The sequence below is a fragment of the Rhodococcus sp. A14 genome (assembly GCF_011603105.1).
Taxonomy (GTDB): Bacteria; Actinomycetota; Actinomycetes; order Mycobacteriales; family Mycobacteriaceae; genus Rhodococcus_F; species Rhodococcus_F opacus.
The window spans coordinates 1-13,265 of sequence record NZ_JAAOQS010000004.1; the positions used below are offsets into that span (position 1 = coordinate 1).

A 13,265-nucleotide genomic window follows, 5' to 3' on the forward strand; every position below is an offset into this window, starting at 1 on the left:
CGGCGCAGCCCGTCCTTGACGATGTGCGCGATCTCGTAGGAGAACGCCGGGTCGTAGGCGACGGCGGCCGGGTTGGTCGAGGCCAGCAGCAGCGAGTGCCCGTCGGCGTGCTGGAGGCCTTCGCCGGTGAGGGTGGTGCGGCCGGCGGTGGCGCCGAGCACGAAGCCGCGGGCCATCTGATCCGCGGCGGCCCACAGGCCGTCGCCGGTGCGTTGGAACCCGAACATCGAGTAGAAGATGTACAGCGGGATCATCGGCTCACCGTGGGTGGCGTAGGAGGTGCCGACCGCGGTGAACGAGGCGGTCGAGCCGGCCTCGTTGATGCCCTCGTGCAGGATCTGCCCGATCTCCGACTCCTTGTAGGCGAGCATCAGGTCCGCATCCACCGCGGTGTACAGCTGGCCGTTGCGGTTGTAGATCTTCAAAGAGGGGAACCAGGAGTCCATCCCGAAGGTGCGGGCCTCGTCCGGGATGATCGGCACGATCCGCTTGCCGATCTCCTTGTCCCGCAACAATTCCTTCATGATCCGCACCAACGCCATGGTGGTCGCGACCTGCTGCTTGCCGGAGCCCTTGCGGACCACGTCGTAGGTCGAGTCCGCCGGCTGCGGCAACGGCGCCGGGCTGGTGCGGCGCTGCGGCAGGAACCCACCCAACGCGCGGCGCCGGTCGAGCATGTACTGGATTTCCGGGGCATCGGGGCCGGGGTGGTAGTACGGCGGCATCTTCGGGTCCTTCTCCAACTCTTCGTCGGAGATCGGGATGCGCTGCAGGTCCCGGAAATTCTTCAGATCATCGAGGGTCAGCTTCTTCATCTGGTGGGTGGCGTTGCGGCCCTCGAAGTGCTTGCCCAGGGTGTAGCCCTTGATGGTGTGCGCCAGGATCACCGTCGGCTGCCCCTTGTGCGCCATCGCCGCCGCATACGCGGCGTAGATCTTGCGGTAATCGTGGCCGCCGCGCTTGAGGTTCCAGATGTCCTGATCGGACAGGTTCGCGACCAGTTCCTTCGTCCGCGGATCCCGGCCGAAGAAGTGCTCGCGCACGTACCCGCCGTCGTTGGCCTTGTAGGTCTGGTAGTCGCCGTCCGGGGTGACGTTCATCAGGTTGACCAGGGCGCCGTCGCGGTCCGCGTGCAGCAGTGCGTCCCACTCGCGGCCCCAGACCACCTTGATCACGTTCCAGCCGGCGCCGCGGAAGAACGACTCCAACTCCTGGATGATCTTGCCGTTGCCGCGGACCGGGCCGTCGAGGCGCTGCAGGTTGCAGTTCACCACAAACGTGAGGTTGTCGAGGCCCTCGGTGGCCGCCACATGCGCCAGACCCCGCGATTCGGGTTCGTCCATCTCGCCGTCACCCAGAAACGCCCACACGTGCTGGTCGGAGGTGTCCTTGATGCCGCGGTCGTGCAGGTAGTGGTTGAACCGGGCCTGGTAGATCGCGTTCATCGGGCCCAGACCCATGGACACGGTCGGGAATTCCCAGAAGTCCGGCAGCAGCCGCGGGTGCGGGTACGACGGCAACCCGCCGCCCTCGTCGGCGTGCGAGTGTTCCTGCCGGAACCCGTCCATCCGCTCCGCCGGGATCCGCCCCTCCAAAAAGGCGCGGGCGTAGATGCCCGGCGAGGCATGCCCCTGAATGAAGATCTGATCCCCACCACCGGGATGATCCTTGCCGCGGAAGAAGTGGTTGAACCCCACCTCGTACAGCGCCGCCGACGACGCATACGTCGAAATGTGGCCACCGACCCCGACCCCCGGCCGCTGCGCCCGGGTCACCATCACCGCCGCGTTCCACCGGATGAACGCCCGATACCGGCGCTCGGTCTCCTCGTCACCCGGGAACCACGGCTCGTTCTCCGTCGGGATGGTGTTCACATAATCGGTCGACGTCAACGCCGGCAGGGCGACGTGCTTCTCCCCGGCCCGCTCGAGCATCCGCAACATCAGATACCGGGCACGGGTCGGTCCGGACCGGTCCAACAGTCCGTCGAACGATTCCAACCACTCCGTGGTCTCGTCCGGGTCGATATCCGGCAGATAAGACGCAACACCCTCACGGATGACGCGAACCGAGCCGGCGCGGCCGGTGTCTACGGAGGTCGTGGTCTGTTCGAGCAAAGGGATACTCCATCGTTGCGGGCGCGGGATAGGGCGCCGTAGTGGCCGTCCGGGGTGAGGACGAAGCTGTACAACTCACTGCACAGGTGACTACCGCGGTTTCGCGAGCGGCCATCCCGTGATCTGCTTGGGACGCGGGGGCGCGTAGGTGCGCACCTTCGAAGTCGAGAGACCCAACCCTACAAGAGATTCCGCTAACTTGACAGCCGCACTGACGCCGTCGACCACCGGAACGCCGGTGCGATCCCGGATTCGGTCGTCGAGGCCGGCCATTCCACCGCAACCGAGGCAGATCACCTCGGCCTTGTCTTCGCGCACAGCAGCTTCGGCCTCGTCGACGATCGCCTCGATCGTGCGCTCGGGGTCGGATTCCAGCGCGAGGACGGGCAGACCGCTCGCGCGTACACTCGCGCACTTGACGTCGAGGCCCGCGAGCCGGAGCCGGTCTTCGATGAGCGGCACGGTGCGGTCGAGCGTGGTGACCACGGAGTACTTGTGCCCCAGCATCATTGCGATACTTGCGGACGCCTCGGTGATGTCGACGACGGGTACGTCGAGCAACTCCTGCAGGCCTTCCCGGCCGTGTTCGCCGTATCCGGCCTGGATCACCGCGTCGTACGGTTCCGGGTACGACCGCACCCGGTCCATCACCGCGATCGCGGCGAGGTAGCTCTCGAAGTTTCCTTCCACGGATTCCGCACCGATCTCCGGTGTGAGCCCGACGATCTCGGTACCGGGTGCCGCGGCGGCCTCGGCCTGTTTGGCGATGGCGTCCGTGATGGACGTGGTGGTGTTGACGTTGACGACGAGAATGCGCATCGAAAGCTCCTGTCAGTGGTCGCCGTGGCCGCTGTCCACGGCGATGGACTCGCCGGACACGTCCACGTACTGCCGGGTGCGGTCGCCGACGACCGCGTAGATTGCTGCCGCCAGGCCGGCGCCGATGAACCAGGAGAACGGGGCGACGAGATGGAAGGCGGGGACGATCGCGAACAGGGTACTGACGAGCGCGGCGGGAACGAGGGCATAGATCGCCCGCAGGTTGAATCCCTTGCGGTAGTAGTAGGGTCCGGTCGGGCTGTCCGAGTAGAGGGCGGGTACGTCGACCTTCGTGCGGCGGATGAACCAGTAGTCGACGAAGATGATGCCGAACAGCGGGCCGAGGACGGCGCCGAGGCCGCCGAGGAAGTAGTTGATCACCACGGGGCTGTCGTAGAGGTTCCAGGGCAGCAGGACCACGCCGATGCAGGCGCTGATGATGCCGGCCTTGCGGAAGCTGATCTTCTCGGGTGCGAGGTTCGACAGCACGTACGACGGTGCGACGAAGTTCGCCATGACGTTGACGGCCATCGTCACGATCACGAGGGCGAGGCAGGCCAGCGACAGGAACAGGGTGTTCGGGATCGCCGCGACGATGTCGGTGGGGCTGTCGATGATGGTGCCGTCGATCTGGAACTGGGCGCCGCACAGGATGAACGCGATGACGGCGAACGCGAGGACGTTGACGAACAGTCCCCAGAAGTTGCCGCGCACGACGGCGGTCTTCGACGGGGAGCGCCGCGAGAAGTCGCAGAAGTTGAGGATCAGGGTGCCGTAGATCGACATCCAGAGGGCCGCGCCTGCGAAGACCTGCCGCCACATCTCCCCGCCCGAGGCGGGCTGATCGGACGTCCACGCGATGGAGAAGTCGGCGCGGAACAGCATCCACAGGGCGAGCGAGCCGACCGTGACCAGGATCAGCGGGCCGGCCAGGCTCTCGAATCGGCGCACGGCCTCCATCCCGTAGACGAGGACGACGATCTGGATCGCCCAGATCCCGATGAAGCAGATCCATCCGAGGCTGGAGAGTCCGAGGATCGAGTTCTGGTCGAAGCGGTCGAGCGACGGCGCCACGGCGACGAGGAAGATCCGGAAGACGATCGACGCGAGGTAGGTCTGGATTCCGAACCAGACGATCGCGATGACCGCGCGGACGATGGCGGGAATCTGGGCGCCGCGGATTCCGAAACTGATCCGGCTCATCACGGGGAAGGGCACGCCCGTCTTCTGTCCCATGAAGCCGGCGTAGGTCATCGCGACGCAGACGATGACCGCTCCGATCATGAGCGACAGGATCATGTGGCCGCCACCCAGTCCGAGCGCGAACAGGCCGATGGCGAACGAGTAGTTCGCGATGTTGTGGACGTCGTTGGTCCACAACGTGAAGATGCTGTAGCTACCCCAGCGGCGACCCGAGGCCTTCGTGGGTGCCAGGTCCAGGTTGTAGAGTGTGGTACTCGTCTTGGTCGCTGTCGGCGTCGGCGTCGGCGTCGCGACGGTAGCGGTGTGCCGCGAGACTGTGTCGTCTATGAGCATGTGCCTGTCCTTGCGTGGCGGCGAACGAACTTCCGTATCACGGAAAGCTTGTTCCATTGTCCCTCCAAGTGTGAGCCAGGCAACAGTGACCGGTCAATGATTTCCGCAGGATATATCTTGGTTCCCTACCACCCGGAACACGACAAACCCGCTGTAGCACTAGATCTTTCGGATCCAGACCCATGCAAGGGTGCGGCGGCGTCAGGCCAGACCGCGGCTGAGCAGCCGGCCCCGGGGGGCCTCGTCGAGGTCGATCCGCTTGCCGGCCAGCCAGGTACTGCGCACGACGCCGGCGAGGGCACGCCGGTCGTAGGCGGAGACGGGATTCTTGTGCTGCAGGGCGGCCGCGTCGACGACGAACGCCTCCTCGGGCGCGAACACGGCGAAATCCGCCGCATACCCCAGCGCGATGTGCCCTTTCGTGTTCAGCCCGACCTGTTCGGCGGGGTTCTCCGCCATCCACCGGACCACGTCGTTCAGGCTGTGCCCGCGACGTTTGGCCTCCGACCACACCGCGGACAGTGACACCTGCAGCGAGGCGATGCCGCCCCACGCCACACCGAAGTCGCCGATGTCGAATCTCTTGAGGTCGACCGTGCACGGGGAGTGATCGGTGACGACGCAGTCGATCACGCCGTCGGCCAGTCCCTGCCACAGCAGCTCACGGTTCCCGGCCTCGCGGATCGGCGGGCAGCACTTGAATTGCGTTGCTCCCGAGGGAATCTCCTCCGAGACGAACGACAGATAGTGCGGGCACGTCTCCACGGTGAGCTTCACGCCGTCCTTGCGTGCCGACGCGATCATCGGCAACGCGTCGGAGCTCGACAGGTGCAGAATGTGCACCCGGCACCCGGTCCACCGCGCCAGCTCGATAACCTCCGCGATGGCGAGATTCTCGGCGCCCCGCGGCCGCGAGTCGAGGAAGTCCGCATAGTTCTCGCCGCCGGGTGACGTCGCGCGGTCGATGGCGTGCGCATCTTCCGCGTGCACGATCATCATCGCCCCGAACCCGGCGATCTCCTTCAGCGCCAGTTCGAGCTCGGCCGGATCCAGCGGCGGAAACTCGTCGACGCCGGAGTGCAGAAGGAAGCACTTGAACCCGAACACGCCCGCGTCGTGCAGTGCCCGCAGGTCCGGGACGTTGCCGGGCACTGCGCCGCCCCAGAACCCGACGTCGACGTACGCCTGATCGGCGGCGACCCGGCGTTTCACGTCCAGTGCCAGGGCGTCGACGGTCGGTGGGATGCTGTTGAGCGGCATGTCGACGATCGTGGTCACTCCACCGGCGGCTGCGGCCCGGGTCGCGCTCGCGAACCCCTCCCACTCGGTGCGGCCCGGTTCATTGACGTGCACGTGCGTGTCCACGAGACCGGGGATCAGCACCTCGTCGTCGCCCAGCTCGACCACCACCTCGGCGTCGAGCTGAGCGCCGATCGGTTCGATGACGACGATCCGGCCGTCCCGCACACCCACGCAGCGGGCGACCTCTCCCGCCGCGGTGATCACCCGCGGGGCACGGAACAGCAGGTCGAGCCGGTCAGACATCGTCTTCACGACCTGCGCCGGCGACGCCGCGCACCGCCGCCGCCACGGCCGGGGCGACTGCGGCATCGAACACGCTCGGCACGATGTACGTGGGGTTGAGTTCCGACGGAGACACCGAATCGGAGATCGCGCGGGCGGCCGCGATGAGCATGTCGTCGGTGATCTCGACGGCGTGCGCGTCGAGCAGGCCCCGGAACACGCCCGGGAACGCGAGCACGTTGTTGATCTGGTTCGGGAAGTCCGACCGGCCGGTCGCGACGACCGCCGCGTGCCTGCCGGCCGCGACCGGGTCGACCTCGGGCACCGGGTTGGCCAGTGCGAACACGACCGACCGCTCCGCCATCGTCTCGATGTCGCTGCCGGTCAGGATGTCCGGGGCAGAGACACCGATGAACACGTCCGCGCCGACCAGTGCGTCCCGCAGCGATCCGGACCGCGCTTCCGGGTTGGTGTTGTTCGCGATCCAGGAACGGAACGAGTCGGACGTGTCGTCCGGCGAGAGGATTCCGTTCCGCCCGCACGCCACGATGTTCGTCGCACCCTGCGCGACCAGCAGTCGGATGATCGCGTGTCCGGCGGCGCCGACACCCGAGACCACGATCTTCACCGTGTCGAGGCTCTTCTCGACCACCCGCAGGGCGTTGGTCAGTGCGGCGAGAACCACGATGGCGGTGCCGTGCTGATCGTCGTGGAACACCGGGATGTCCAGCATCTCGCGGAGCCGTGCCTCGATCTCGAAGCAGCGCGGGGCGGAGATGTCCTCGAGGTTGATTCCGCCGTACACCGGAGCGAGGGCCCGGACGATCTCGACGATCGCGTCCGTGTCCTGGGTGTCCAGGCAGACCGGCCACGCGTCGACGTCCGCGAACTGCTTGAACAGGGCCGCCTTGCCCTCCATCACGGGTATCGACGCGGCGGCGCCGATGTTGCCCAAACCCAGCACGGCCGAGCCGTCGGTGACGACCGCGACGGTGTTGCGCTTGATCGTCAGCCGCCGCACGTCCTCGGGGTTCTCCGCGATCGCGGTGCAGACCCGGGCGACGCCGGGTGTGTACGCGCGGGACAGGTCGTCGCGGTGCTTGAGCGGAACCTTCGGCACCACTTCGAGTTTCCCGCCGAGATGGAGCAGGAACGTGCGGTCACTGACCTTGCCGACCACGACGCCGGGCACGTCGGCGATCGCGGACGCGATCTGCTCGGCATGTTCGACGTCGGAGGCGTCGCACGTCACGTCGATGACCATGTGGTCGGGGTGGCTCTCCACCACGTCCAGCGCGGTCATGGCGCCCTTCACGGAGGCCACCGCCCCCGCGAGAGTCGAGGTGGTGCCTGCGCCGACCGGGGCCGTGACGCGAACGGTGATGGAGTAACCGGGACTGGGATTGGGCATGCGTGTTTCCTCGGGTTCGTCAGGTAGGGGCTCGGACTAGCGCGGCGCCTGGTCGGCGACGAGCGCTTGATGGCTCTGGGGAAGGGCTTCCCACCAGGTGCGGCGCGTCTCCGACAGCGCGGTCGCGTCGAGGTCGCCGAACAGCCGCAGCCGGGACAGGCCGCCGTCGGGGTAGACGTCGAGTCGCAGGTGCGTCGCCGCATCGGTGGCGTCCAGAACGAAGCGGTGCCTCGTGTCGGGCTGCACGGCTGTGCGGGACAGCAGTTCGGTCCACGCGCTCTCGTCCGCGATGTCGGCGGTCCGCGCGTCGGCGGTGCTCAGCCGCACCCAGCCGGGCGCATTCCCCACGTAGTAGCTGGTGTCGATCTCGACGTGCCGGGGAATGCCGGCCGCGGCCAGCGAGAACACCGCGAAGTCGTTTCCGCCGCCACGACGCCGGGAGTTCTCCCAGCCCTCCCCCATGTTCCGCGCCCGCCCGGGAAGGATGATGTTCGCGGGCGACGCGTAGAACGCGTCGGAGCAGCCGACGAGGCGTCCGCCGTTCTCCGCGGCCAGCAGGTCCACCGTCCCGTCGAGGAACCGGGGGTCGGGCACGACCTCACCGTGCACACGCAACCGCGCGACGCCGCCGTCGGGGTAGATCGACAGCCGCACGTGTGTCCACCGGTGCCGGTCGGCGACGGCGTAGGCGTTCGCGGCATCACCCTCGGCCGGGGACTTCTCGACGATGGTCTGCCAATCCGCCTTCATGACCTCCTCGATGGACGGGTAGCCCTCGATCGACGCCGCCTCGATGGAGATGAAGGGCGGGTAGTTGCCCTTGAAGTGCGCGGTGTCCACGACGATCCCGTGGATGACGCCCGCGGCCCCGAGTCGGACGATCGCGTAGTCGTGGCCGTCGTCGCGGCGGCGGCGGGTCTCCCACCCGTCGTACACCTTGCCCTTGTGCCCGAAATCGGACGGGTCGAAGAACGGCGCCTCCGCCTTGATGAGGTTCTCACGCTGGGCGAACAGTTCGTCGTTGGCCGCGGATACGCTTCCGCCGAGGGCGCGTGAGGCGAGGTCGGGTAGTGCGGTGAAGTCGGGTGACGTCATGATTCTCCTCGTGTGCTGAGTGGTGCGGGTTCGGCAGTCGATGCCGCGATCGTGCAGCCGATCCGGCGCAGTAGTTCCGCCGCATCCCTGATCGATCGATGAAGGTCCGGTTCCAGGTCCGCGAGCGCGTATGCCGCGGAAATACCGGCGCTGTGCAATTGAATGTCGCTGAGCAGGTTTCGGCCACATACGGCGAGGACGGGGATTCCGGCCCTGCGCGCCTCGGTCGCGACGCCGATCGGCGCCTTGCCGTGGAGGCTCTGCTCGTCGAGTGACCCCTCACCGGTGATGACGAGGTCCGCCCCCGCGAGTCTTCCGGGAAAGTCGACGAGCCCGAGGACCGTGTCGATGCCGGGCCGGGTGTCGGCCCCCAGCACCGAGATCGCGCCGAACGCCGCGCCTCCCGCAGCGCCCGCCCCCGCGACCCGGCTGTCGTCGCGGCCGGTCGCGGCGCGCACGACCTGCGCCCACCGGGTCATGGCGTCCTCGAGCACGACCAGTTCTTCTGCGGCCGCGCCTTTCTGGCTTGCGTACACGGCGGTGGCCCCGGTCGGGCCGAGGAGCGGATTGTCGACGTCGCAGGCGAGCCGGAAGTGCGCCGCACGCGCCGCCGGGTGGAGACCGGTCAGGTCGACCCGGGCGGCCCGGCGCAGCGCCGCTCCCCCCCGCGCGACCTCGTTGCCGTCGGCGTCGAGGACTCGCACGCCGAGGGCCTGTAACAAGCCGGCACCGCCGTCGGTTGACGCGCTGCCCCCGAGACCGACGGTGATCTCGCGAGCTCCCCCCTCCAGCGCGTGCCTGACGACGGTGCCGAGTCCGAATGTACTGGCACCCAAGGGGTCCGCCACACCGTCCGGGAGCAGCACCAAGCCCACGGCCGAAGCCAGTTCGACGACAGCGGTCGAGCCGCGCACCGCGTAGGACGAGGTGACGGGCCGACCCGTCGGCCCTGTGGTGGCCACCGTGACCGGAGACCACCCTGCGGCGACGGCCGCAGCGACGGTGCCGTCGCCGCCGTCCGCGACCGGGACACGATCGATCACCCAGGACGGATCACCGGCCAGGAGTCCGTCGGCGAGGGCGTCCGCCACTTCCGCGGCCGTGAGAGACCCCTTGAACTTGTCGGGTGCGACCAGTACACGTGTCACGGTGCCCCCTAGTCCAGCAGCATGAGGGCTGTGGGAGCGTGCTCCCAGCTCTCCGCCAGATCCTCGAACTCGGCGACGTTGTCGAGTTCGGTTCCCATCGCGATGTTGGTGACCCGCTCGAGGAAGACCTCGACCACCACCGGCACCTTGTGCTCACCGGCGAGCTCACGGGCCTTCTCGAGGGCGCCGGCGATCTCGCCGGGCTCGGTGACCCGAAGCGCCTTGCAGCCCAGCCCCTCGGCGACCTTGACGTGATCGACGCCGTACCCCTTCGGGACCGCGGGCAGCACGTCGTGTTCGGTTGCTTCCTGGGTGTTGATGTTGTCGAAGCCCAGCTGCACGCAGAAGTCCATGTCGAAGGCGCGCTGCGCCTGACGGATCAGTCCCAGGTAGGAGTTGTTCACCACGACATGGATGTACGGCAGGTTGAACTGGGCGCCCACCGCCAGTTCCTCGATCATGAACTGGAAGTCGTAGTCACCGGACAGCGCCACGACGGGCGTCTCCGGCTCCGCGGCAACCACTCCGAGGGCGGCGGGGATGGTCCAGCCCAGCGGCCCGGCCTGCCCGCAGTTGATCCAGTTACGCGCCTTGTAGACGTGCAGGAACTGGCCGCCGGCGATCTGCGAGAGCCCGATCGTACTGACGTACCGGGTGTTGCGCCCGAAGACGCGGTTCATCTCCTCGTACACCCGCTGCGGTTTGACCGGGACGTCGTCGAAGTGGGTCTTGCGCTGCATGGTCCGCTTCCGGGTGGCACAGTCCTCGACCCAGGTGCTGCGGTCCGCGAGGGTTCCGGCGGCCTTCCGCTCCTTCGCGACGGCGACGAACAGTTCGAGCGCCGCCTTGGCGTCGGACACGATCCCGTAGTCCGGTGCGAACACGCGCCCGATCTGGGTGGGTTCGATGTCGACGTGAACGAACTTGCGCCCCTTGCGGTAGGTGTCGAGACCGCCCGTGTGCCGGTTGGCCCAGCGGTTGCCGATGCCGAGGACGAAGTCCGACGCCAGCATGGTGGCGTTGCCGTACCGGTGGGCGGTCTGCAGACCGACCATGCCCGCGGCGAGGCGGTGGTCGTCCGGGATGGTTCCCCAGCCCATCAGCGTCGGCACCACCGGAACGTCCAGCAGTTCCGCCAGTTCCACGAGCAGATCCGCGGCGTCGGCGTTGATGATGCCGCCGCCGGCGACGATCAGCGGGCGGTCGGCGGCCCCCAGCATGTCGAGGGCCTTCTCCGCCTGCGCCCGGGTCGCGGCCGGCTTGTACACGGGCAGCGGCTGGTAGGTGTCCGGGTCGAAGTCGATCTCCGCCAGTTGCACGTCGATCGGCAGGTCGATGAGAACAGGTCCGGGCCTGCCGGACCGCATCAGGTGAAATGCCTGCGCGAACGCTCCCGGAACCTGGGCGGGCTCGAGCACCGTCATCGCCATCTTCGTGACCGGCCCCGCGATCGCGGCGATGTCGACGGCCTGGAAGTCTTCCTTGTGCAGACGCGCGACCGGGGCCTGCCCGGTGATCGCGAGGATCGGGATCGAGTCCGCCATCGCCGAGTACAGACCGGTGATCATGTCGGTCCCGGCCGGCCCGGACGTCCCGATGCAGACGCCGATGTTCCCGGCCTTGGCGCGGGTGAATCCCTCGGCCATGTGGGATGCGCCCTCGACGTGGCGGGCGAGGACGTGCTTGATCCCACCGTGGTCGCGCATTGCTGCGTAGAACGGGTTGATCGCCGCACCGGGGAGGCCGAAGGCCTGGGTGGCACCTTCGAGTTCCAGAATCTTGACCGCTGCATCAGCGGCGCGCATACGAGGCATATCAGTTCTCCATCGAGGATTACGAGTTGAGGCGGGTCACTGGGAGGGGCGGCCGGACAGCCGCTCCACTCCGCGCAGCAGACCCGAATGATCCAGGCCACCATCACCGTTCGCACGGGCGGAGGCCATCAGCTGGGCGACGACGGCGCCGAGGGGTGTCACGACGCCGGCCTCACGGGCAGCGCTGGTCACGATGCCGAGATCCTTGTGGTGCAGGTCGATACGGAATCCGGGTTCGAACGACCGGTCCAGCATCTTCTGCGCCTTCTGGTTCAGGACGGCCGATCCGGCGAGCCCGCCGCCGAGTACCTCCACCGCGGCCGCGGTGTCGACACCGTAGGCCTCGAGGAAGATGATCGCCTCGGCGAGCAGCTGAATGTTGCCGGCGACGATCAGCTGGTTCGCTGCCTTCACCGTCTGCCCGGATCCGTTCGGGCCCACGTGGACCACCGTCTTCCCGACGACGTCGAGGATCGGCCTGGCCGACTCGAAGTCTTCCGAGGCGCCGCCGACCATGATCGACAGTGCGGCGTTGACCGCCCCGGCCTCGCCACCCGATACCGGGGCGTCGATCAGCCGGAATCCACGCTCGGCCGCCTGCGCGGCGAGTGCGGTGGTGACGTCGGGCCGGATGCTGGAGAAGTCGATGATCAGAGCGCCTGCCGGGGCGTGCTCGAAGACTCCGTCCTCACCGGCGAGTACGGCCTGCACGTCGGGCGAGTCGGGGACCATCACGGCCACGACGTCGGCGCCGGCGACTGCCTTGGCGATGGAGTCCGCTGCGGTGCCGCCGGCTTCGACGAGTGCCGCGGTGCGCTCGGGCGAGCGGTTGTATCCGACCACCCGGTGGCCGGCCTTGGCGAGATGAACGGCCATGGGGCTACCCATGATTCCGAGTCCGATGAATGCGATAGTGCTCACGAGTCTCCTCGATTCCGTCGAAAGTGGTGTGTGTCAGTGGGCGGCGCGGGACGCGCGCTGTTCGCGGGGCAACCAGTCGAAGGTGTCCGGCCGGGTGGACTTGTATTCGAGCCCGACATATCCGCGGTAGCCGTGTCCGGCGAGCCTCTTCAGGTAGCCGTCGATGTCGAGCGTTCCGGTGCCGGGTTCTCCGCGTCCCGGAGCATCCGCGATCTGGACGTGCCCGATGCGGTCGGCGTACGCGTCGATCGCGGCGCCGACGTCGTCGCCGTTGACCTCGAGGTGGTAGAGGTCCGCGAGGAGCCGGAGCGAGTCGACACCGTGCTCGGCCTTCACCCGGTCGATCACGGCGATCGCCTCGGCCGCGCTCTTCAACGGGTACGCCGGCGTGCCGCTGACCGGTTCGACGAGCACGACCGCACCGATGCGGTCCGCCGCCTTGCCCGCCTGGGCGAGGTTCTCGGCGGCCGTGTCGTCCTGAATCTTCGGATCCGTGCCGTCGATACGATTACCGTACAGGGCGTTGAAAGCTTTGGTGCCCAGTCGTTCTCCGATTCCGATGGTGATGTCGATGTTGTCGCGGAACGCCGAGACCTGCGCCGGGTCGGACAGCAGTCCGCGGTCCCCCGCCGGCATGTCGCCCGCCGCGAAGTTCAACCCGGTGAGCTGCACTCCGGCGTTCCCGATCGCGGCCACGAACGCGTCGACGTCGCTGTCCCGCGGTACGGCGGTGTCGAAGGGCCACCAGAATTCGACGGCGTCGAACCCGGCGTCGCGGGCAGCCTGCGGGCGCTGCAGGAGTGGCACGTCGGTGAGCAGGATCGAGCAGTTCAAAGTGTAGGCCAAGGCATCCATCGGTTGTTCTTTCACTTTCCGGGTG

The 13,265-nt window shown here is 67.7% G+C and carries 10 protein-coding genes; all 10 read right to left on the bottom strand.

The features are described from left to right. Positions 1-2,123: pyruvate dehydrogenase (acetyl-transferring), homodimeric type (aceE, locus tag G9373_RS03400; protein ID WP_346842801.1), on the bottom strand; the 2,123-nt coding region annotated here is incomplete at its 3' end. Positions 2,124-2,207: 84 nt separating this feature from the next. Continuing rightward, complete coding sequence (locus G9373_RS03405) at positions 2,208-2,936, bottom strand: aspartate/glutamate racemase family protein (RefSeq protein ID WP_005571378.1); 729 nt, start codon at positions 2,934-2,936, stop codon at positions 2,208-2,210. A 12-nt stretch (positions 2,937-2,948) separates the two neighbouring features. Continuing rightward, a complete protein-coding gene (locus G9373_RS03410; protein ID WP_167113870.1) occupies positions 2,949-4,472 on the bottom strand; it encodes an NCS1 family nucleobase:cation symporter-1 in 1,524 nt (507 codons plus the stop codon). 201 nt (positions 4,473-4,673) lie between these two features. Next, a complete protein-coding gene (gene allB, locus G9373_RS03415) occupies positions 4,674-6,017 on the bottom strand; it encodes an allantoinase AllB (RefSeq protein ID WP_005571373.1) in 1,344 nt (447 codons plus the stop codon). After that, positions 6,010-7,407, bottom strand: a complete 1,398-nt coding sequence (locus G9373_RS03420; RefSeq protein WP_005571371.1) for an NAD-dependent malic enzyme — start codon at positions 7,405-7,407, stop codon at positions 6,010-6,012. Before G9373_RS03420 ends, allB begins: the two co-directional genes overlap by 8 nt. 36 nt (positions 7,408-7,443) lie before the next feature. Then, the gene (alc, locus tag G9373_RS03425; protein WP_005571369.1) at positions 7,444-8,502 is read right to left on the bottom strand and encodes an allantoicase; all 1,059 of its coding nucleotides are present in this window, start codon (positions 8,500-8,502) and stop codon (positions 7,444-7,446) included. Continuing rightward, a complete protein-coding gene (locus G9373_RS03430; RefSeq protein ID WP_065492301.1) occupies positions 8,499-9,650 on the bottom strand; it encodes a glycerate kinase in 1,152 nt (383 codons plus the stop codon). The genes alc and G9373_RS03430 overlap by 4 nt, the downstream gene beginning before the upstream one ends. An 8-nt stretch (positions 9,651-9,658) precedes the next feature. Continuing rightward, a complete protein-coding gene (gcl, locus tag G9373_RS03435) occupies positions 9,659-11,464 on the bottom strand; it encodes a glyoxylate carboligase (protein ID WP_005260931.1) in 1,806 nt (601 codons plus the stop codon). 36 nt (positions 11,465-11,500) lie between these two features. After that, a complete protein-coding gene (locus tag G9373_RS03440; RefSeq protein ID WP_005565676.1) occupies positions 11,501-12,385 on the bottom strand; it encodes a 2-hydroxy-3-oxopropionate reductase in 885 nt (294 codons plus the stop codon). A gap of 33 nt (positions 12,386-12,418) precedes the next feature. After that, entirely contained in the window at positions 12,419-13,240 is an 822-nt protein-coding gene (locus tag G9373_RS03445; RefSeq protein WP_005565677.1) for a TIM barrel protein, read from the bottom strand. Positions 13,241-13,265 lie beyond the last annotated feature (25 nt).

Excerpts from the sequence above, each read along its gene's own strand:
- G9373_RS03445 (WP_005565677.1), bottom strand. The coding sequence starts at position 13,240 with ATGGATGCCTTGGCCTACACTTTGAACTGCTCGATCCTGCTCACCGAC.
- gcl (WP_005260931.1), bottom strand. The coding sequence starts at position 11,464 with ATGCCTCGTATGCGCGCCGCTGATGCAGCGGTCAAGATTCTGGAACTC.
- alc (WP_005571369.1), bottom strand. The coding sequence starts at position 8,502 with ATGACGTCACCCGACTTCACCGCACTACCCGACCTCGCCTCACGCGCC.
- G9373_RS03405 (WP_005571378.1), bottom strand. The coding sequence starts at position 2,936 with ATGCGCATTCTCGTCGTCAACGTCAACACCACCACGTCCATCACGGAC.
- allB (WP_005571373.1), bottom strand. The coding sequence starts at position 6,017 with ATGTCTGACCGGCTCGACCTGCTGTTCCGTGCCCCGCGGGTGATCACC.
- G9373_RS03410 (WP_167113870.1), bottom strand. The coding sequence starts at position 4,472 with ATGCTCATAGACGACACAGTCTCGCGGCACACCGCTACCGTCGCGACG.
- G9373_RS03420 (WP_005571371.1), bottom strand. The coding sequence starts at position 7,407 with ATGCCCAATCCCAGTCCCGGTTACTCCATCACCGTTCGCGTCACGGCC.